Origin of the sequence: Thermohalobaculum xanthum, assembly GCF_016623495.1 — a bacterium.
GTDB lineage: Bacteria > Pseudomonadota > Alphaproteobacteria > Rhodobacterales > Rhodobacteraceae > Thermohalobaculum > Thermohalobaculum xanthum.
This window is the reverse complement of the sequence record NZ_JAEHHL010000001.1, coordinates 340,579-361,194: the sequence shown is the minus strand read 5'-3', so window position 1 is coordinate 361,194 and position 20,616 is coordinate 340,579. Positions and strand designations below refer to the sequence as shown.

The following is a 20,616-nucleotide window of genomic DNA, read 5'->3' as shown; positions in this document are numbered from 1 at the left end:
CCGCTCTCAATCCTCCGGATAACCGGCCAATGCAAGTTCGCGACCGAAATCTTCGGCGAAGCGGGCCTGCAGATCGGCTGGCATCTCGGCACGCCATCCGCCGGCGCTGCCTTGGCGCCGGGTGCGCGCGAGGTTGTCGACCCGGGACGTGGCCCGTGCCTTCTGCCGCTCGATCGCGTTGCGCTCGACTGCGAAATCGATGACGAAATCCTCGGGCACGGGCATGCCAAGCGCCGCGATCGTCTCGCGCAACGCGCTCCTTGGGTCCTGTTTGAGGGCCTCGAAGCGGATGATCGTGGCTGCCGCGCCATCGTCGGGGGCGAGCCAGTTGCGAACGTGCTTGCCCCAACTTGCACTCGTGCCGACCGGGCGCAGGCGCCACTCGTCGTAGAAGCGGACCATGCGACGCTGGGTCCCGCCGTGGTCCTCGGCAAGGCTCGGGTGGTATTTCAGGACGCGCCGCCGAGACGCGGTGCCACCTTCGACCGCCGCCATCGCATGCCAGAAATGCGACACGAACACATCCCGCCCGTCACGCAGGACATAGGCGACAGGGGCGCTTCGGATAGGATCGGGACTGTGGGTCTGCAGGATCGCCGGAAAGGTCACGGGAAACAGCGGGTGCCGCGGGACCGGCAGTTGCAGGCAGTCGCCGAGCAGATCGCGCACCCAGTTCACACCCGAGCGCGGAAACTCCGCAAGCATGATGAAGGGACAATGCGACGGGAAATGCCGCGCGACGAAATCGTTCGCCTTCGCGGAAGACATGATCATCGCGGCACGCAGATGCGGGATCATCGATTTCATCGTTGCGTTGCCTGCCACCGGCAGTTGTCCCTGCCGCACTCGCTCGAGCTCACAGGGTCCACCCAAATCAAAGCTAGAATGTGGCGATCCGGGTTTTCGCACGTACGGCGACGCTCATGACGCCGTTCAGCAGAACCGTCATGGTGACGGTCCCAAGCGCAACGCCGGGTGCGCCAAGGAACATGCCGCCGATCACGGCGACGAGCGATCCGATCACCAGCGCACCAATTCTGACCGACAGCGTAAGGCGTTCCAGCCCGCACTGGCTCGCATAGATGATCGAGAGCCCGAGGAAGGCCGTCGCGAGATTCGCCGCGAGCAGCAGCGCCAGCACCAGCCAGGGCCAAACCGCGTCCAGAGGCACATGGTAGAGGTAGAACCAACCGGGCGACGTCAGCGCGAGCACCGCAGCCCCGGCGATGGCCGGTTGCGTCGAGAGCCGCCGGCCATCGGCAAGACATTCACGCAGGGCATCTGAGTCACCAAGCGCCCAGGCGCGCGCCACGCGCGTGGCGATCGCCCAGTTCGCGATCATGCGCGGGATCGCGACCAGGTTCGCCACGTTCCTGATCAACGCGTAGCTGCCAAGTTCCTCCTCGTGGACGAACGCCGCTGCGATGACGATGTCGACCTGCGTGGCAATGGTGATCAGCAGCCCGTTGCCCCAGAATGGCGCTGCCTCGCGCATCGCGCGGCCCAGGTCCAGACGTGCGCCGCCGGCGCCGATAACCCCCGTTCGCCGTCGCCACTGCCAGAGGATCAGACCCGCGGTCGAAACGAGCAGCAGCGCTGCGGCAACGAGCAACAGTTCCGGCACACCATAGCGGACCCCGAACAGGCGCGGCACGAACGCGAGCGCGATCGCCGCGAACGGTAGCGCCTGCTGCACGGCCATGCCGGCGAAGCTTCCCGAGCCGACGCGCACCAGCGTCCCTGCCGTGGAGACGAGCGAAAGCGCAAATCCCAAGATGAGAACGGTCGCCACGAGCAGCCCGCCGCCGGTCGCGACCTCCCGGAACGACATGAAGTCGACGGGCAGATCGCGAAGCGCGACCCAGGCGAGCAAGCAGATCGTCAGCGGAATTCCGACAGACAGCACCGCGAGCTGAGCGGCCGGGACGGGCCCCCGTCCGGTCGCAAGCCGAGCGGGGAGTTCGCGAAGCAGGTATCCCGGCACACCGCAGGAGATCCCCGACGCTGCCATGCGGGCCACCGCGAACGCGAACGCAAATCGCCCGAACTCATCAGGCGCCATCACCGCAGCAAACGACAGGAATACCACCGCCTGCAATGCGACGACGAGACCGCGGGCGGCGTAGAGCCACCAGTCCGACCGGCGCCGCCGGCCGGAGACGTGCTCGGGGGTCGGGCCCTCAGCCATTGCTTGCCCCGGCCCGGCGCAGGATCGCGACCCGTTGCCCGGTGATTTCCGCCACGTCGTCCTCGATCCCCGCGAAACGGTCACGAAGGCGCGCGATCGTGTCCTGCGGAAGCGAAACCTCGATACCCTCGGATTTGCGCGACAGGGCGGACTTGACGGCGGCGCGCAGGCGCCGGGGGAGGACAGCCCTCACGCCATAGCGGTAAAGATCCGACTGCGTCAGCCGGGCGACGCGGCCCTCGCGCAACGCGCGTACCTCGTTCGACGCATTCGAGATCCCGCCGTGCACACGCACGCGCCCCGGATCCCCGCCAAGAAAGCTCACCACGCGTGCGACGGTGACGTCCCGTCGGGTGCAGAGATCCTCGAACGAGACACAAAGCAGGCTCTCTTGACCGAAATTGTCGACCCACGGCCGAAGACGGTTCGGATAGTCGCTGACAGCAACGTAGTGGTTATCCTCCGAGAACAGCTCATCCGCCGCGGCGCCCGAGATGCGTCCAGCCGCGTGGTCATGACGCAGATGGCTCAGGATGCGCTCCACCGGATCGCGCAGGATCATCACCAGGCGAAGGTCTTTCCCGCAGACTGCACGAGCCCGTGCCGCGACATCGGGATGCTTCGGTTGCTGGGTGTAGATCGTGCTCGCCTCGCCGCGCAGCCGGCCCTGAACCCCGCTGAAGTGCCTTGCGTAGCGTCTGGCAGCCTCGGCGTCTTCACGCGACGTGGCGAGGATCCCGGGTTCCTTGATGTCCGATAGCGCGAACTCGTCGCTCGAACGAAGATCGTCGTAGAGGGTCGTTGTCCCCGACTTCATGGCGCCGAGGATCAGGAAATCCGGAACCGGGGTCATATACGCGTCTCACGCACGCAGCCCCCGCGATCGGTTGCTCCCCCGCCTGTCATCGGGCTGCCGCGTGCGCCGTTCCGACCATCGATCTGCTCGCTCACTGTTCTGTCATGTAGTGCGGGCCGTTGGCGTTATGCGCGAGATCGGAGCGAGATGCCAATGCCAACGAGCGGATCGTCTTGGATGACGGCGCATCTGCAGCAATCGTGGGCTCTTCCGATCCGAGGCCGGATCGCGCCATCCGGTGAGCCCCGTTTGCGGGGTTCCATGTTCCTTGCTCCCGATGCGTCATCTCGCACGGCGGCCAGACCTTCATTCACATGCCGTGACGTTGATCGCGCGGCTTCTGCGAGGCACAGCACGTCCTCATGGCCCGCCCTTGCGCCTCGCCTCCCACAGCTTCGCGTCCACGAGGAAGCGGTACCAGAAGCCTTGGAGAAAGTGGAAGACGAGCCCCGGCAGGCCGTCGAGGAATCCGCCCCGCAAGACGTACCGGAAGACCCAGTAGGCAAAGGGGCGAAAGAACATCGGAAGGCGCATGTAGACCCGCTCCTTCAGGATTCGGACATGCGCCGCCTGTCCCGACGGTTTCTCGTTGCTCGTGGCGCCCGTTTCCGCCGCGAGGATGTCGAGAACTTCCAGATCCGCATATCCGTTGTGCTTCGCGATCCAGAACCCGATGCCCTTGTGATTCTCGTCGATGATGTCGTGCTCGAGCGCGATCTCCCGACCTTCTGTCAGCACCACGTGCTCGTCCATCCAGCGCGACTCGACCCGGGCCTGCCCGGTGCGCCAGACCCTTAGCAACCAGACGGGGTAGTATCCGCCATGCCGGATCCAGCGCCCCCAGAACCAGACCTGCCGCTTGACGTTCAGGCCGCCGACGTCCGATCCGAGCCGGGACAGGCGATCGTTCAGTTCGTCAACGAGTTCGGGCGTAAACCGCTCGTCGGCATCCATGCGCATGGTCCATGGCGCATCGGTCTCGATCGTGTCGAGCGCCCAGTTGAACTGGTCGGCATGGTTCGTCCATTCGCGAACATGAACGGTTGCGCCCGCGCGTTTCGCGATACCGACCGTATCGTCCGTCGAGCCCGAATCGACGACGTGCAGGTCGAGGTCGAGCGCACGCGCGCTCTCGAGAAGGAACGGCAGGTTCGCCTCCTCGTCCCTGGTGAGAACGATCAGGCAAATGCGGCTCACGTCGCGGCTCGTCGGGTTACGAAGGCGAACGTCATGACGTCATCGCACTGCGTATTGGCCAAGCTTGCCGAGGGGCTTGGCGAAGAGTGCCGCGTCGACGATGCCCGATCCGAGCCATTTTCGCCGCGCCTTCAGGGACTCGAGATTGCCGCGCAGATAAGCGCTCCATCCCGCGGTCGAGGTGCCGCCGGCCAACATGTCCACCAGAACCCGGTCGAGATGCGCGACGCGTGGCGACGCGCCCCCGCGATCGAGCTCGAGAGCGCGCAGCATGTAGTCGTAATCGGCCGCGATCCTGTAGCCGGTGTCGAAGAGCCCCGTCCGCTCGGCCAGTTCGCGCCGAATGTAGAAGGTCGGGTGCGCGGGCATCCAGCCACGCCGAAAGGCGCCGGGTCTGAAAGGGCGTCCGCGCCAACGGCGAACGACCCTGCGCGAGGCGTGGTCGGCGATGAAATCAAGATTGCCGGTCACCGCATCGCTCGCGCGCAACGCCTCGGCGATGGCAGCCAGTGCCCCGTCATCGTGATAGCTGTCGTCGGCATTGAGGAACCCGACCGCGTCCCCCGAAAACAACCTCAAGCCCTTGTTCATCGCGTCGTAGAGCCCCTCGTCGGGCTCGGAGATTAGCCGAACGCGCGGGTCGTCGTAGCCTTTCACGATCGCGAGCGTCTCGTCGGTCGAGGCGCCATCGATGATCAACAATTCGGCGTCGCGATGGGATTGCCCGAGGAACGACTCGATCGTGTTCCCGATGGTGCCCTCGGCGTTCCAGGCGACGGTGACGACCGAGATCTTCATGCGACCAGCCCCCGCCCCTCGCCGGACAGGAAGGCTGCATAAGCCGACGCAAGCCCGTCCTCGAGCGAGATCGATGGCCGCCACCCAAGGCGGGCGAGGCGCGCCCCGCTCGCGAGTTTTCTCGGGGTTCCGTCCGGCTTGCTCAGATCATGGGTCAGTTTCCCCTCGAAGCCCACGACCCGCATCACGGACCGCGCGACCTCCTCGATCGTCAGGTCCTCGCCAGAGCCGACATTGATCGGTGTATCGCCCGAATAGACCTTCATCAGATGGACCAGCGCGTCGGCGCAATCATCGACATGAAGGAACTCCCGCCGCGGCGTTCCCGTCCCCCAGATCTCCATCGACGGCCTTCCCGCCGTCTTCGCTTCATGCGCCTTGCGGATGAGAGCCGGGATCACGTGGGACGACGCGAGATCGTAGTTGTCTCCGGGACCATAAAGATTGGTTGGCATCGCTGCGATGAAATCGCAGCCATGTTGCCGGCGGTAGGCCTGCACCAGCTTGAGGCCCGCGATCTTGGCCACCGCATACCATTCGTTGGTCGGCTCGAGCGAGCCGGTCAGCAGCGCCTCCTCGACGATCGGCTGCTCGGCGAACTTCGGATAGACACAGGTGGACCCGAGGAAAAGAAGCTTCTCGACGCCAGCCAGCCATGCCGCGTGGATGATGTTCGAGGCGATCATGAGGTTGTCGTGGAGGAAATCCGCCGGGCGGCGTGAGTTCTCGAGAATACCGCCGACCCGCGCTGCCGGAACGAAGATTGCGTCTGGGCGCGTGCCGGTCAGCCAGTCCTCGACCGCGGCCTGGCGCCTCAGGTCAAGCTTGTCGCGTCCGACCGTCAGCACCTCGCAATCCTCGCGCGCCAGCCGCCGGCACAAGGCGGACCCGACCATGCCGCGATGACCGGCAACCCAGACCCGCTTGCCCTTCAAACTGTAGACTTGTGCCGCCATCCGTCGGCTCACCCCGTCCGGCGCGGCTTTTCAGCGAGCAGGACCATCGATTTCGCGAGCGCTGGAACACGCCCGACCCGCAACACCTCGACGACATCGAGCCCTGCCTCGGCGAGCAGCTCCGTCAATGTGCGGACCGACCAGAACTTGATGTGTCCGTGATCCCAGAGCGCTGTGAAATGCGCGTCCATCTTGCCCGTGACTGCAAGCGCGAGGTTCTTCAGATACCCGTGATACGGCGTGGAGATGATCGCGTGCCCTCCCGGCTCCAGAAGATCGGCAAGCGCGCGCGCGTAGTCGCGCGGCGCGTAGACATGCTCCACGACCTCGAGGCTCAGAACAATTGGAAAGGTGCCGTAGGTCTCGCTCAGCGGCTCGTAGGCGCTCCCCTGCGCAAGGCGCAGGTGGGGGTAAGCCTCCCGCGCGCGGGCGATGCCCTCGTCGGACGGGTCGACGCCAGTCACCTCCCACCCTTCGGCGGTGAGGATATTCGCGACCGCGCCATTGCCGCAGCCCACCTCGAAGATCCGCCGATCCGCCGACCCGCACCGGGACAGAAGCCTGCGAACCGCCGGGAGCAGATAGGCGTGAGACGGGTTAACGTTTGCAGAGTGGTAGCGATAGCCGCGCGACGTGTGCACGGGCGCTGCCCGAAATTCATCCATGCCGGTCCCTCCGCTCGTGCTCACGAGCGACGGCGCCGAGATCCGAGGTGACCATCTCTGCGACCATCTCTGTCAGCGACACGGTATGCTGCCAACCAAGGCGTTGGCGCGCCTTGCCGGGGTCGCCGACCAGCAGGTCGACTTCGGTCGGTCGGAAATAACGCGGATCGACCCGCACAACGATGTGGCCATCCTCCGCGCAGCGGCCCGTTTCATCGACGCCTTCCCCGTCCCATTCGATCGTTCTCCCGGTCTCGGCAAAGGCGAGCTCGACAAAATGACGGACCGAGTGAGACTCGCCGGTGGCCAGCACGTAATCGTCGGGCTCGGCCTGCTGGAGGATTCGCCACATGCCCTCGACATAGTCGCGCGCATGCCCCCAGTCGCGCCGCGCATCGAGATTGCCGAGCCAGAGGCAGTCCTGCAGCCCGAGGTGGATGGCGGCCGCAGCCCGCGTGATCTTGCGGGTTACGAACGTCTCGCCGCGGATGGGGCTCTCGTGATTGAAAAGGATCCCGTTCGAGGCATGCAGCCCATAAGCCTCGCGATAGTTCACCGTGACCCAATAGGCGTAGAGCTTTGCCGCGGCATAGGGCGAGCGCGGATAGAAGGGCGTCGTCTCGCGCTGAGGCACCTCCCGCACCATGCCGTAGAGCTCCGAGGTAGAAGCCTGGTAGAAGCGCGATTTCCCCTCGAGCCCGAGGATGCGGATGGCCTCGAGCAATCGCAAGGTGCCCAGCCCGTCGGCGTTTGCGGTGTATTCGGGGGTCTCGAAGCTCACCTGCACATGGCTTTGGGCTGCGAGGTTGTAGATCTCGTCCGGCTGAACTTCCTGCACGATGCGGATCAGGTTGGTCGCGTCGGTCATGTCCCCGTAATGGAGGAGCAGACGAACGTCCTGCTCGTGCGGGTCCTGGTAGAGATGGTCGATCCGCTCGGTATTGAACGAAGACGAACGCCGCTTGATGCCGTGGACCTCGTAGCCCTTCGACAACAGAAGCTCGGCCAGATATGCGCCATCCTGGCCGGTCACTCCGGTTATCAAGGCTCGCTTGGTCATTCCCCACCCGCGCGCGGCATCGGCTTTGGCCGAGGCTTGTCATATCGCCGGGAACCGTTCAAGCGCTTTGGCCGAGCGGAAGGATGACCGCCGCGCGGCGGGAATGGGGCAATATCAATGGCCCGTCAGATGATCCAGCGCCGTGTCTATTACGTCCCACGCGTCCGGCTCGAGCGCGACCTGCACCACCATCACCTCGCGCCTGAACGCGGCAGGAAGGCGTGCGGCATCCTTTTCCGTCGTTACCAGCATCGCGCCACTGCCACGCGCGAGCCGCAGCATTCGCGACAGAACGCGTGCGTCATAGACGTGATGATCCGGGAACCCCTCGGCCGCTACGATCCGCGCACCCAGTTGGCGGAGCGTGTCGAAGAACTTGCCGGGCCGGCCGATCCCGGCGAAGGCAACCACGGGCTCTCCCTCAAGCGGCAGGCCGGTCGCGACCGGGACGAGCCGTGCGCCCACGATCTTGCGGTCACGAAGCTGCGGCCATTCCGAGATCACCTGCGCCCGGGCCTCCTCCGCACCGATCAAAAGCACGAGATCCGCGCGGCGAAGGCCCGTCTCCACCGGCTCGCGCAGCGGGCCCGCCGGGATGAGGCGGCCATTGCCAAAGCCCTGTTCGGCATCCACGACCAGGATCGAGAGTGCCTTCAGCACATGGGGGTTCTGAAATCCGTCGTCCATCAGCACGACGCGCGCCCCGGCCCTGGCAGCGGCGCGTGCGCCCGCGAGCCGGTCGCGCGAGACCCATGTCGGCGCAATGGCGGCATGAATGAGCGCCTCGTCACCAACTTCCGCCGCGCCGTCGCGATCCGGGTCGACGCGGTGAGGGCCAGAGACGCTCCCGCCATGACCACGCAAGAGAACATGCGGCTCGACGCCTTGCGCCTGCAATCGGCGCGTCAACGCCACGACGGTCGGCGTCTTCCCAGCGCCGCCGGCTGTGAGGTTTCCGACGCAAACCACTGGCACGCCTGGATCTTCCGAATCCCCGCTCGCGCGGATCGCGGCGCCGACACGCCATAGCGCCGCAAGAGGCGCGAGCAGCCGCGCCTGCCAGCCCGGCCGTCGCGGTGACGCCCACCAGAACTCCGGCGCCCGCATCATTCCGACCTCGGAAGGAGGGCCAGCGCCTCGGTCACCAGCGCGCCGACATCCGGACGCGATTGTTCGAGCGCCTCTCTCGCAGCCGCGACCAGCGCCGATCTGTGGGTGGGATGCAGCAACAGCGTCTTCGCGGCTTGAGCCAGCGACGCCGCATCGCTCACGACCAGCGCCCCTCCGGAGGCCGTCAGAACAGCATAGGCGGGCGCGAAGTTCTCGACATGGGGCCCATGAAGGATCGCCGCGCCCAGCTCGGCGGGTTCGAACGGGTTGTGCCCTCCCATGTCGGCCAGCGATCCGCCAACCAGCGCGATCGGCGCAAGACGCAGCCAGAGATCCATCTCGCCCAGGGAATCGGCCAGGTAGATCTCGGTCTCTCGCGTCGGCAGGTCACCCTCGGACCGCAGCGCAAGCGCGAGCCCCTCCTGTCTCAGCCAGCGCGACAGTTCCGCTGCCCGTTCTGGATGGCGGGGCGCGAGGATCGTGAGCAGATCGGGCACGCTCTGCGCGATCAGGCGGTGCGCGGCCAGCACGACCTCCTCCTCGGGCGGATGGGTCGACGCCGCCAGCCAGACCGGGCGGTCGCCCAAGGCGTCGCGGAATTCTTCAAGGGTGGCCTGGTCGACGCGTGGCGGCATTGCCAGCATCTTGAGGTTCCCGCCTTCGCGCACGCGCGCGGGATCCGCGCCCATCGCAATCAGGCGCTCTCGCGTGGGGGCGTCCTGCGTCACGATCCGGTCGAAGAGGCGCACAAGGATCCGCGCCATGCCGGGAAGGCGCCGCCAGCGGCTTGCGCTCCGTGCCGACACGCGCGCATTGACCAGCATCATCGGGATGTGACGGCGCGAGGTCTCGATCATCAGCCGCGGCCAGAATTCGCTCTCGGCCCAGATAGCGAGATCCGGCCGCCAGCGATCGAGAAACCGGCGGACGCTGCCCGCCGTATCGAGAGGGACGAACTGGTGCACGGCATAGGCGGGAAGCTCGGACGCCAATCTTCGCGCCGAGGTTACCGTGCCGGTCGTGACCAGGACATGCAGGTCGGGGTCCCTCGCGCCGAGTTCACGGATCACGGGCAGCAGCGACACGGCTTCGCCGACGCTTGCGCCATGCAGCCAGACGAGGCGTCCCGCTGGCCTCGCCACATCCGCGCGGCCGAGGCGCTCGGCAAGCCGCGCCGGATCCTCTTTGCCACGCGCGAGACGGCGCCTCAGTATCATCGGCGCGACCAGACCTGCCGCGCGGCTTGCGATCAGGTATGCCGACAGGGCCGCCGAGAACGTCATCCCCCTGCCCCGGGCTGCCCGGCACCGGGATCGCTTGGCACGCGACGCGGCACCGCCGCCGGAACGCGCTCGCGCTCCATCAGATCGTCTGCGCGGTTCATGACGCTGGTGGTCTGGGCTTCGATCGATTGCCGGAATTGCTCGATCGCTTCAAGGCTTGCCGGCGGAGGGTCGAGCGGAGGGCCATAGACGAGCGCACCGCGGCCAAAGGGGAAAGGGACCAGGAAGCGGTCCCAGCTCTTCAGGACGACGCCGCGCCGGGTCGAAAAGGCGACCGGCAGGATCGGCACCCCCGTCTCGATCGCCAGCATCGCGGCGCCGGTCTGGGCGTGCATCCGCGGGCCGCGCGGCCCGTCAGGGGTGATTGCGACCACGGCGTCGGCGCCGGTCAGCTCGACGGCCGCCCCGTCATATGCGGCGCGCCCGCCTTTGTCGCGGTGCTTCTGCTTGTCATATGTCGAGCCGCGCACCGTGTGGACGCCGAACCAGCCCACCACACCGGCGATCAGGTCGCCATCGGCATTGTTCGAGATCATCGCCACCGTGCGCCGCCCCGGTGGCGCCCAGGTCGGCGACATGAAGAGCCGGCCGTGCCAGAGACAGGGGATGAACCCGCCGCCACGGCGAAGCAGCGCGTCGAGATGCTCGGCACCCTCCACCTGCCAACGTGTCGTGCGCAGGACCAGCCAGATATAGAACGCCCCAAGCGCCGCGAGGATGCTGCGGCCCACCGCCGAATGGCGCAGGCCGCGCAGGATCGAGGCACCGACGCCTGCCATCCCGGAACTCAGTTCTCGAGAGCGGAAACTTCTGCGCTGTCGCGCTTCTCCTCGTCCCGCAGGCGGTGCAAATGGGCAATGAAGTAGCGCATGTGGGCATTGTCGACGGTCGCTTGCGCCTTGCCTTTCCAGGCCGCGTAGGCGCTTGCGTAGTCAGGATAGATCCCGACGATATCGATCGCCGAGACGTCGCGGAAGGCGGACTTCTGCGGGTCGACGAGTTCGCCACCGAACACCAGGTGAAGGCGCTGCGCCATTGTGTGCTCCCGTAACTATCGGCACCGGTTCATGTTGCGCCGCACATTGGCCTTCGCGCGGTCGCGCGTCAATCGAGCGTACGCGGACGCCTGTGCTCGATGAACGCCTGATGGAGCGCGGGCGGGGCCGCGATCACGCCCGGAAGCCGCGCGCTGCGGCGATTGAACTCGAGCGTCCCGCCGTCCCGGTCACTCACCGCGAGTCCGGCCTCGGAGGCAATCAGAGCGCCGGCCGCGATATCCCATTCCCAGGTGTCGCGAAGCGTCAGCATCGCATCGAAGCGCCCTTCCGCGACGAGACACAAGCGCCAGGCGAGCGAGGGCCGAAAGCTTCGCACGACGCTCGGAGCGCCGCCCGGCCAGTGGGCGGGGTCGAGGTGAGGTCGCGCTGCCAGGGTCTGCGCACCGGTCAGAATCGCGCGGCCGGATCCGCGGATCGCCGCTCCGTCCAGCGTTGCCCCTTCGCCCAGCGCCGCCGCGAAGCTTCGGCCCTGCGCAGGCAGGTGAACCGCGGCTGCAACCGGCCGCCCCGCCTCGATGACAGCGACCGCGATGGACCAACCCACTTCGCCTGCAATGAAGGCGCGCGTGCCGTCGATTGGGTCCACGATGAAGACGCGCTCGCTCGAGAGCCGGCTTTCGTCGTCCTCGCTTTCTTCGGAGAGCCAGCCATAACCGGGCCGCGCAGCCAGCAGGTGCTCGGCCAGGCACTCGTTCACCGCCTTGTCGGCCACGGTCACCGGGCCGGCGCCCCCGGGCTTCTCCTCGACCGCCAGCGACGTGCGAAAATGCTCGAGCGCCACCTGCCCCGCCTTGCCCGCCACCGCGGCGAGCAGGTCGCGATCCTCGCGCGCGTCAGGCACCGACAGTGAGCCCTTCGACCAGCAGCGAAGGCACAGACACCGCCTTCTCGGGATCGGCGTCGTTCGCGGCCACGATGGTCGGCAGCATCTCGGGAAGCGAGCCCGCCAGGGTGATCTCGTTGACCGGGTGCACGATCTCGCCGCCCTCGACCCAGAACCCGCTGGCACCTCGGCTGTAGGCCCCGGTCGTCGGATTGATCGACGCGCCGATGAACGAGGTCACGATGAGGCCCCGCCCCATCTCGCGAACCAGATCGTCGCGGGTGCGGCTTCCTTGCGTGACGCGGATATTCGTGGTGCCAGGCGATGGCGTTCCCGAGATGCCGCGTCGCGCGTTTCCGGTCGTGCGCATGCCCAGTTGGCGCCCCGTCGCAAGGTCGAGCACCCAGCTTTGCAGGACACCATTCTCCACGAGGTTACGGCGCGCCGCCGCGATCCCCTCGGCGTCGAACGGGCGCGAGGCGCGTCCGCGCAGGATCAGCGGATCCTCGATCACGTCGAAACCTGCGGGCAGGATCTGGCGGCCCATGGCATCGCGCAACCAACTGGCGCCGCGGGCGACCGAACTGCCATTGATCGCGCCCAGCATGTGGCCGATCAGACCACCTGCAACGCGCTCGTCATAGATCACCGGGAAATTGCCCGAAGGCGGACGGCGCGGCGACAGCAAGGCCGCCGCGCGGTGGCCGGCGCGGGTGCCAACGACGCCGGGGCTCGGCAGGTCCGACCAGAACCTCCGCGTCTCGGCCGCCCAGTCGCGCTCGCGCGCCAGTCCGTCGCCGGCGATCGCAGACACGGCGATCGAGCAGGACGAGCGCGTATAGCTTCCCGAGAACCCGTTCGTCTGAACGATCGTGACACGGTCGCGAGACCATGACGTCGCGGCTTGCTCCACCTGCGTGACACCCGGCACCGCGCTCGCCGCATCCTCGGCCTCGCGCGCGAGGGCCTCGAGCACGTCCGGGCCCGGCATCTCGGCCGGGTCGGACAGCTCGAGCGACGCGGCGTCGACCGCTCCACCGGTCTCGCCCGGATCCGCCAGCCCGCACCAGGGGTCGTCGGGAGCGGCACGCGCCATCGCGACGACACGCGCGGCCATCTCGCTGACGGCAGCCTCACGCAGGTCCGATGACGACACGCTGGCCTGCCGTTTCCCGAGAATGACGCGCAAGCCGATATCCGTCGCCTCCGCCCGCTCGGCTTCCTCGAGCGAGCCGCCGGCAACCCCCACGGCGCTGGAGATCGCGCTGACGACCATGGCGTCCGCCTGGTCTGCACCCTCCCGCCGCGCCGCCTCGATCAGCTGAGCCGCAAGGCCAATGTGGTCGATGTCGTTCATGCCCCCACCATCAGACGCAATGCCGAGTGACCTACCAGACCGACCGAAAGCGCGGCGATGGTGCCGACGGTCAGCACCATGCCCCAGAAGCGCAGGCGCATGGGCTTGGGATAGGTCACGAAATGCACGCCATGCAGCACCCGTCCTGTCAGCAGCGACAGGCCCGCGACATGCAGGATCCAGCCCGGCGTTCCCATCCCTTCGGCAAGGCCAAGCAGGATCAGCCCGATCGGGATCGTCTCGGCCGCGTTGCCATGAGCCCGGATCGCCCGCTCCAGTTCCGGCTCGCCCCCGGACCCCAGCGACACGTCATAGCGCCAGCGACGGCGCACCACCTCATAGGCGAGAGCGAGCAGCCAGAGGCCGAGAAGTCCTGCGTAGAGCGCGGTGACAGGCAGTGCCGACATGCGATGCGGGGCCCTTCGGGTTGATCATTTTTCGCGGCGCGCGGGGTATGCGCGGACCCGTGCACAGCCACATAGCCCCCAAGCGCGGCAGAGGGAAGGCCGAGGCGGACTCGCGGGCCTCGGCGCCTGAGGCTCAGCCGCGGGCGTAGTCGTCCTCGTAGCGCACGATGTCGTCCTCGCCAAGATAGACGCCGGACTGCACCTCGATCAGGCGCAGCTCGACCTTCCCGGGGTTTTCGAGCCGGTGCACCGCGCCCAGCGGTACATAGATCGACTGGTTCTCGGTCAGCAACCGGACGTCCTGGTCGACGGTGATGCGCGCCGTGCCGGCAACCACGACCCAGTGCTCGGCGCGGTGAACATGGCTTTGAAGCGAGAGCCGCGCCCCGGGCTTCACCACGATCTGCTTCACCTGGAACCGGTCGCCGAGGCCGATGGTCTCGTACCATCCCCATGGCCGGTAATGCCGCGGGAACTCGGTGGCCTGGCGCGCACCAGCAGAGGTGAGAGCCGTGACTGCCTCGCGCACGTCCTGCGCGCGGTCCATGTTCGCCACCAGAACGCCGTCCCGGGTCGCGACGGCAACGATCCCCTGCAACCCCAGACCCACGAGCCGGACGTCAGGATCGTCCGATCGCAGCAGGGTCGCCTCGCAGTCGAGCGCGATCGCGCCGCCCTCGGTGACCACGCCGGCATCGTCGGGCGCGCTTTCCTGCCAGACCGTGCGCCAGTTGCCCAGGTCGTTCCAGCCGCACTCCACGGGGACCACCTTGCCGGCGACGTGCTCCATGACCGCGTAATCGATCGAGATGTCCGGGCTGCCAAGGTACTCGGCGGCGCTCAGGCGCAGGAAGTCGAGGTCTTCCCGGCCCGCTGCAACCGCGCCACGCGCCGCCGCGATGACCGCCGGGGCGTGCTTCTCGAAGGCGTCGATGATCGCACCCGCACCAAACAGGAACATGCCCGAGTTCCAGAGATAGCGGCCGGACGCCAGCATCTCGGATGCGCGCGCGGCATCAGGCTTCTCGACGAAACGCGCGAAGTCCAGAACCTCGCCCTCCGCCCCCGGCGAGAGCTCGATGTAGCCGTATCCGGTCTCGGGGCGGTCGGGACGAATCCCGAAAGTGACCAGGGCACCCGTGGCGGCCGCCCTGGACCCCGCCTCCACCGCGCGATGAAAGGCGGCATCGTCACGAAGCACGTGGTCCGAGGGCAAGACCAGCATCAGCGCATCGGGATCGGTCTCGGCAATGATGAGCGCAGCGGCGCAAATCGCGGGGCCGGTATTGCGGCCATCGGGTTCGACGACGATGCGTCCGCCATCCACACCCGAGGCGGCCAGTTGTTCGGCGACCACGAAGCGGAAGTCCTGATGCGTGAGCAGGATCGGAGCCGCATAGCCCGCCCCAGCGACGCGCCCAAGCGTGCGCATGAAAAGAGAGCCGCCGGAAAGGAGCTGCGTGAACTGCTTGGGGTGCGCCTTCCGGGACACCGGCCAAAGGCGCGTGCCCGAACCGCCGCACATGATGACCGGATGGACGCGCAGGCTATGCGGCATCGCTCACTCCTCGGCACGAGCGCAGCCGCAATGTTCGCCCGGCGCCGCCGCGATCATGCTTTGTCGCAGAATTCAGTGCGTCCAGGCGATGCGGCGGTTGTGGGCATAGTTACCGCCATACCCCAGCGGGCGGATCGTCTTGCCGCGCTTCTTCGGCTCCTCGACGCGATGGGGAATTCCGTGGCGCACGGCATAGTCGATGGCGGCCTCGCGCGTCGCGAAACGCAGGCGAACCTGAGACCCCATGTCACCCGTGCTGGTCCAGCCCATCAGGGGATCGATCGACTTGCGCTCGGCCGGTTCGAACTCGAGCACCCACGATCGCGTGTTCCCCTCGCCCGAGGTCATGGCGCTCTTCGCGGGCTGGTAGATACGTGCGGTCATCGGTTCCGTCGCCTCGCCTGCTCGGTTTGCATGATGCCTTGCGGCGGAAGGTATCGCCAGATTCCGAGAGGAAGGCAAGTTGCATCACGCCGCATGAACGGGGCTATGGCGACACGAGGGCCAAGCCATAGATCCCGGCATGCAGGCCACGCAATCATGCGAAGATCATGTAGAGGATAACGCCCCAGATACCGGCACCGATCACGGGCGCGAGGAAAACCGCCAAAGCGGGATCGTGGCGCTCGATATCCGACTGAACTCGCGGATGCTGCGAGTCGTGAATTCCGTGCTTTCTCGGGAAGTCACGCCGCCAACCTGATGCAGGGAGCGAGGGTGGGGTGGATGTTGCATCAAGCTGGCGGCGATCTGCTGCTTGCAGGAACATCTTTACACCTATAGCGCGAGCGCCGTCAATCAGCGACTACTCTTGAAACCCCATCGTGAGGCGAATTAATTAACGTTCGATTAATGTTCGCCGGTGCATTGCGCGCCAACGCCCCATGTTCCATAGCTTTGCGCACCAGGTTGGAGAGAACGAATGACCCTCACGCTGCCGACTCCGAATCGCCCGGCGCGCGAGAAACTCGAAGGTGGCCGGCGCATCGTCATGCACACCGCGTTCGAGCCGGCAGGCGACCAGCCGCGCGCGATCGAGGAACTCGTGGCCGGTGTCGATGGCGGCGAGCGCGACCAGGTGCTGCTGGGCGCCACGGGAACCGGCAAGACCTACACCATGGCCAAAGTGATCGAGGCAACGCAGCGGCCAGCGATAATTCTTGCGCCAAACAAGACACTTGCGGCCCAGCTTTACGGTGAGTTCAAGTCGTTCTTTCCCGACAACTCGGTCGAGTATTTCGTTTCCTACTACGACTATTACCAGCCGGAAGCCTACGTCCCGCGCTCGGACACCTACATCGAGAAAGAGTCACAGATAAACGAGCAGATCGACCGGATGCGCCACGCCGCGACCCGGGCGCTGCTCGAGCGCGACGACGTGATCATCGTCGCGTCCGTCAGCTGCATCTACGGCATCGGGGCGGTCGAGACATATGGCGCGATGACCCAGGATCTCGTGGCCGGCGGACAGCACGACTTGCAGGCGGTCACGCGTGAGCTCGTCGCCCAGCAGTACCGCCGCAACGACGTCGCCTTTCAGCGCGGCGCCTTCCGGGTGCGTGGCGACGCGCTCGAGATCTGGCCGGCGCACCTCGAGGACCGGGCCTGGCGCTTCAGCTTCTTCGGGGACGAGCTTGAGAGCATTACCGAATTCGACCCGCTGACGGGCGAGCGCAGCGGCAAGCTCGAGCGCGTGCGCATCTACGCGAACTCGCACTATGTGACGCCGCGCCCGACGCTGAACCAGGCCATCAAGTCGATTCGAAGCGAGCTTCGCGAACGGCTCGATTTCCTTACGAAAGAGGGCCGCCTCCTCGAGGCGCAGCGGCTCGAGCAGCGGACCAATTTCGACCTCGAGATGCTCGAGGCGACGGGCGTCTGCAACGGCATCGAAAACTACTCGCGCTACCTCACGGGCCGGAAGGCGGGCGAGCCGCCGCCGACGCTGTTCGAGTACATCCCCGACAACGCGCTGGTGTTCGCGGACGAGAGCCACGTCACCGTCCCGCAGCTGGGCGGCATGTACCGGGGCGACTACCGCCGCAAGTTCACCCTCGCGGAGTACGGCTTCCGCCTGCCCTCGTGCATGGACAACCGGCCCCTCAAGTTCGAGGAGTGGGACGCCATGCGGCCGCAATCGGTGTTCGTCTCTGCGACGCCGGGGCCGTGGGAGCTCGAGCGCACGGGCGGCGTCTTCGTCGAGCAGGTGATCCGGCCGACCGGCCTGGTCGATCCGCAGGTCGAGGTGCGTCCGGTGCGCGCGCAGGTCGACGACCTGCTCGACGAGTGCCACAAGGTCGCCGCCGCGGGGGGCCGCGTGCTCTGCACCACCCTGACCAAGCGCATGGCCGAGGATCTGACGGAATACCTGCACGAACAGGGCGTGAGGGTGCGCTACATGCACTCGGACATCGACACGATCGAGCGCATCGAGATCATCCGAGACCTGCGTCTGGGCGCCTTCGACGTGCTGGTCGGGATCAACCTCCTGCGCGAGGGGCTCGACATCCCGGAATGCCAGCTGGTCGCGATCCTCGACGCCGACAAGGAAGGGTTCCTGCGCTCCGAGACCTCGCTGATCCAGACGATCGGCCGTGCCGCGCGCAATGCCGAGGGCCGCGTGATCATGTATGCCGACCGCGAGACCGGCTCGATGAGCCGCGCCCTGGCCGAGACCGAGCGCCGCCGAGCGCGCCAGGTCGAGTACAACCGCGAGCACGGGATCACGCCGGCCACGGTGAAGAAGAACGTCGAGGATATCCTCAAGGGGCTCTACGAGGGCGAGACCGACATGTCGCGGGTGACAGCGACCATCGATCCCAAGATCGCCGCGAAGGGAGGCCAGAACCTCGCCGCCGTGCTGGACGGGCTGCGCCGCGACATGATGAAGGCGGCCGAGAACCTGGAGTTCGAGGAGGCGGCCCGGCTGCGCGACGAATTGCGTCGCCTCGAGTCGATGGAACTTGCGATCTCGGACGACCCACTCGCCCGCCAGTCCACGCTGGAGGACAAGGTGTCGGACGCCGTGCGGCCGCGCTCGACCGCCGGGCGCCCGGGCACTCGGAACTACAAGGCGAAGCCCCGCAAGAAGATGTGAGGGAGCGAGACCGATGGCCCGCGCCGCGTAGCGGCGCGACTTTCACGCGTGAAATTCAGTATAACTTATTGATATGAATGCGTTCTCGCATCATCACGCTTCGATGGCGATGTGATGCTCGGCCGAGGCGCCCATCCGCCCCTCATGCCAGCGCCCAGGCGAGCAGCAGGAAGCGGCCCGTCTTGGCGATCGCGACGAGGCCGAGGAACAGCCAGAAATTCGTGCGCATGATGCCCGCGACGACCGTGAAGCCGTCGCCGAACGGCGCCCAGCTGAGCAGCAGCGTCCACACGCCCCAGCGCGCATACCAGTCCTGAGCGCGTGCGAGCTGCTTCTCGGTCACCGGGAACCAGCGGCTGGCCTTCCAGTGCTCGATGAAGAGGCCCATCGCATAGTTCACGACCGAGCCGAGCGTATTGCCGACCGAGGCCACCGTGACCAGCAGCCAGAGCGGCGCCACCTCCTCGACCGCCATGGCGGCGAAGACGACCTCGGACTGGAAGGGAAGAACGGTCGCGGCACCGAACGCCGCGAGGAAGAGCGTGCCGAGGGCGGCCAGCATGGTGATCGTCATGGCATCGCCGGCAATCGTATGCCCGCCCGCAAGGCAGCCGGCAGCGCGCCGGCAAGCAAGGGCGGACATCGCATCCGGCGATGCCCGCCCCGCACAGGATCAGCCCATGACTGGGATCGAGAACTCGGCGCCTTCCTTCACGCCCGAGGGCCAGCGCGCGGTGACCGTCTTGGTGCGCGTGTAGAAGCGGATCGCGTCGGGCCCGTGCTGGTTGAGATCGCCAAACACCGATTTCTTCCAGCCGCCGAAGGTGTGATAGGCCAGCGGCACCGGGATCGGCACGTTGATGCCGACCATGCCGATGTTGATCCGGTTGGCGAAGTCGCGCGCGGTGTCGCCGTCACGGGTGAAGATGGCGGTGCCGTTGCCATACTCGTGGTCCATGGCAAGGCCCAGTGCCTCCTCGTAGGTCTTGGCGCGCACGGTGCACAGGACCGGGCCAAAGATCTCGGTCTTGTAGATGTCCATGTCCTTGGTCACGCGGTCGAACAGGCAGCCACCGATGAAGTTGCCGTCCTCGTAGCCCTGAAGGCGGAAATTGCGGCCATCGACCACCAGGTCGGCGCCCTGCTTGACGCCGCTGTCCACCAGCCCCTTGACGCGGGTATAGGCTTCGCGGGTCACGAGCGGGCCGAAATCCACGTCTTCGCCAGCAGTATACGGCCCGATCTTCAAGCTCTCGACGCGCGGTGCCAGCTTGGAGATGAGACGATCCGCCGTCTCCTCGCCCACCGGAACGGCAACCGAGATCGCCATGCAGCGCTCACCCGCCGCGCCATAGCCCGCGCCGATCAGAGCGTCGACCGCCTGGTCGATATCGGCATCGGGCATGACGATCATGTGGTTCTTGGCGCCACCAAAGCACTGCACGCGCTTGCCGGCCGCGGTGCCGCGCGAATAGACGTAGTGGGCGATCGGCGTCGAGCCGACGAAGCCCACCGCATGGATGTCGGTGTCGTCGAGGATCGCGTCCACCGATTCCTTGTCGCCGTTCACGACGTTGAGGATGCCCTCGGGCGCGCCGGCCTCGAGCATAAGCTCGGCCAGCATGAGCGGCACCGAGGGATCGCGCTCGGACGGCTTGAGAATGAAGGCATTGCCGCAGACCAGCGCGGGGCAGAACTTCCACATCGGGATCATGGCGGGGAAGTTGAAGGGCGTGATGCCCGCGACCACGCCAAGCGCCTGGCGCATCGAGTACATGTCGATGCCGGGGCCTGCGCCGTCGGTGTATTCGCCCTTCAGCAGATGCGGCGCGCCGATGCAGAACTCGGCTACCTCGAGGCCGCGCTGCACGTCGCCGCGAGCATCGGGCAGCGTCTTGCCATGCTCGCGCGACAGCGCCTCGGCCAGCTTGTCCATGTCGCGATGCAGAAGCTGGACGAACTTCATCATCACGCGGGCGCGCTTCTGCGGGTTCTGCGCGGCCCATGCGGGCTGGGCGGCCATCGCATTCTCGACCGCGGCGCGCACCTCGGCCTTCGAGGCGAGCGGCACCTTGGCCTGGACCTCGCCGGTCGCCGGGTTGAACACGTCGGCGAAGCGGCCCGAGGTGCCCTTCACATGCTTGCCGCCGATGAAATGGGTGAGTTCCGTGGTCATCTCGCGTCTCCCTTGGTCGGGCGTGGC

General features: G+C 66.8%; 21 protein-coding genes. 1 reads left to right on the top strand and 20 read right to left on the bottom strand.

The genetic code is table 11. The annotated features are described in order from the left end of the window. Positions 1 to 6: 6 nt before the first annotated feature. From H0I76_RS01725 to H0I76_RS01640, 18 genes are all read right to left on the bottom strand, one after another. The gene (locus H0I76_RS01725) at positions 7 to 825 is read right to left on the bottom strand and encodes a sulfotransferase domain-containing protein (protein ID WP_200606174.1); all 819 of its coding nucleotides are present in this window, start codon (positions 823 to 825) and stop codon (positions 7 to 9) included. Between the two features lie 55 nt (positions 826 to 880). After that, positions 881 to 2,188, bottom strand: a complete 1,308-nt coding sequence (locus H0I76_RS01720; protein ID WP_200606165.1) for a lipopolysaccharide biosynthesis protein — start codon at positions 2,186 to 2,188, stop codon at positions 881 to 883. Continuing rightward, on the bottom strand, positions 2,181 to 3,041 hold the full coding sequence (locus H0I76_RS01715) for a sulfotransferase domain-containing protein (protein WP_200606161.1): 861 nt from the start codon (positions 3,039 to 3,041) through the stop codon (positions 2,181 to 2,183). Before H0I76_RS01715 ends, H0I76_RS01720 begins: the two co-directional genes overlap by 8 nt. A 363-nt stretch (positions 3,042 to 3,404) precedes the next feature. Beyond that, a complete protein-coding gene (locus H0I76_RS01710) occupies positions 3,405 to 4,241 on the bottom strand; it encodes a glycosyltransferase family 2 protein (RefSeq protein ID WP_200606159.1) in 837 nt (278 codons plus the stop codon). 39 nt (positions 4,242 to 4,280) lie between these two features. Then, on the bottom strand, positions 4,281 to 5,039 hold the full coding sequence (locus H0I76_RS01705) for a glycosyltransferase family 2 protein (RefSeq protein ID WP_200606157.1): 759 nt from the start codon (positions 5,037 to 5,039) through the stop codon (positions 4,281 to 4,283). Then, complete coding sequence (fcl, locus tag H0I76_RS01700) at positions 5,036 to 5,995, bottom strand: GDP-L-fucose synthase (RefSeq protein ID WP_325166197.1); 960 nt, start codon at positions 5,993 to 5,995, stop codon at positions 5,036 to 5,038. The genes H0I76_RS01705 and fcl overlap by 4 nt, the downstream gene beginning before the upstream one ends. 8 nt (positions 5,996 to 6,003) lie before the next feature. Next, entirely contained in the window at positions 6,004 to 6,660 is a 657-nt protein-coding gene (locus H0I76_RS01695) for a class I SAM-dependent methyltransferase (RefSeq protein WP_200606155.1), read from the bottom strand. Next, entirely contained in the window at positions 6,653 to 7,720 is a 1,068-nt protein-coding gene (gmd, locus tag H0I76_RS01690) for a GDP-mannose 4,6-dehydratase (RefSeq protein ID WP_200606153.1), read from the bottom strand. The genes H0I76_RS01695 and gmd overlap by 8 nt, the downstream gene beginning before the upstream one ends. Positions 7,721 to 7,834: 114 nt before the next feature. After that, on the bottom strand, positions 7,835 to 8,827 hold the full coding sequence (gene lpxK / locus H0I76_RS01685; protein WP_200607776.1) for a tetraacyldisaccharide 4'-kinase: 993 nt from the start codon (positions 8,825 to 8,827) through the stop codon (positions 7,835 to 7,837). Further along, on the bottom strand, positions 8,827 to 10,113 hold the full coding sequence (locus H0I76_RS01680; protein WP_200606151.1) for a 3-deoxy-D-manno-octulosonic acid transferase: 1,287 nt from the start codon (positions 10,111 to 10,113) through the stop codon (positions 8,827 to 8,829). Before H0I76_RS01680 ends, lpxK begins: the two co-directional genes overlap by 1 nt. After that, on the bottom strand, positions 10,110 to 10,892 hold the full coding sequence (locus H0I76_RS01675; RefSeq protein WP_200606149.1) for a lysophospholipid acyltransferase family protein: 783 nt from the start codon (positions 10,890 to 10,892) through the stop codon (positions 10,110 to 10,112). The genes H0I76_RS01680 and H0I76_RS01675 overlap by 4 nt, the downstream gene beginning before the upstream one ends. 8 nt (positions 10,893 to 10,900) lie before the next feature. Next, the gene (locus H0I76_RS01670) at positions 10,901 to 11,149 is read right to left on the bottom strand and encodes a DUF4170 domain-containing protein (RefSeq protein ID WP_200606147.1); all 249 of its coding nucleotides are present in this window, start codon (positions 11,147 to 11,149) and stop codon (positions 10,901 to 10,903) included. A 68-nt stretch (positions 11,150 to 11,217) separates the two neighbouring features. Continuing rightward, positions 11,218 to 12,012, bottom strand: a complete 795-nt coding sequence (locus tag H0I76_RS01665; RefSeq protein ID WP_325166192.1) for a 3'(2'),5'-bisphosphate nucleotidase CysQ — start codon at positions 12,010 to 12,012, stop codon at positions 11,218 to 11,220. After that, positions 12,005 to 13,351: a TldD/PmbA family protein gene (locus H0I76_RS01660; protein ID WP_200606145.1), complete on the bottom strand. Its 1,347-nt coding sequence runs from the start codon at positions 13,349 to 13,351 to the stop codon at positions 12,005 to 12,007. The genes H0I76_RS01665 and H0I76_RS01660 overlap by 8 nt, the downstream gene beginning before the upstream one ends. After that, positions 13,348 to 13,758: an MAPEG family protein gene (locus H0I76_RS01655; protein WP_200606144.1), complete on the bottom strand. Its 411-nt coding sequence runs from the start codon at positions 13,756 to 13,758 to the stop codon at positions 13,348 to 13,350. Before H0I76_RS01655 ends, H0I76_RS01660 begins: the two co-directional genes overlap by 4 nt. Positions 13,759 to 13,891: 133 nt before the next feature. Next, positions 13,892 to 15,316 (bottom strand): mannose-1-phosphate guanylyltransferase/mannose-6-phosphate isomerase, encoded by a 1,425-nt coding sequence (locus tag H0I76_RS01650; protein ID WP_200606143.1) that lies wholly within the window; start codon positions 15,314 to 15,316, stop codon positions 13,892 to 13,894. A 72-nt stretch (positions 15,317 to 15,388) separates the two neighbouring features. Beyond that, positions 15,389 to 15,700, bottom strand: a complete 312-nt coding sequence (locus H0I76_RS01645) for an ETC complex I subunit (RefSeq protein WP_200606142.1) — start codon at positions 15,698 to 15,700, stop codon at positions 15,389 to 15,391. Positions 15,701 to 15,854: 154 nt separating this feature from the next. Further along, positions 15,855 to 16,085 carry a hypothetical protein gene (locus H0I76_RS01640; protein WP_200606141.1) on the bottom strand — a complete coding sequence of 77 codons (231 nt, stop codon included), beginning with the start codon at positions 16,083 to 16,085 and terminating at the stop codon, positions 15,855 to 15,857. A 153-nt stretch (positions 16,086 to 16,238) separates the two neighbouring features. Between H0I76_RS01640 and uvrB the strand changes: the two genes are divergently transcribed. Beyond that, on the top strand, positions 16,239 to 18,413 hold the full coding sequence (uvrB, locus tag H0I76_RS01635) for an excinuclease ABC subunit UvrB (protein ID WP_200606140.1): 2,175 nt from the start codon (positions 16,239 to 16,241) through the stop codon (positions 18,411 to 18,413). A gap of 142 nt (positions 18,414 to 18,555) precedes the next feature. Here uvrB and H0I76_RS01630 read toward each other — a convergent pair whose 3' ends face one another. Continuing rightward, positions 18,556 to 18,987: a YqaA family protein gene (locus tag H0I76_RS01630; protein ID WP_200606138.1), complete on the bottom strand. Its 432-nt coding sequence runs from the start codon at positions 18,985 to 18,987 to the stop codon at positions 18,556 to 18,558. Positions 18,988 to 19,086: 99 nt separating this feature from the next. Next, positions 19,087 to 20,589 (bottom strand): CoA-acylating methylmalonate-semialdehyde dehydrogenase, encoded by a 1,503-nt coding sequence (locus H0I76_RS01625; RefSeq protein ID WP_200606136.1) that lies wholly within the window; start codon positions 20,587 to 20,589, stop codon positions 19,087 to 19,089. Positions 20,590 to 20,616 lie beyond the last annotated feature (27 nt).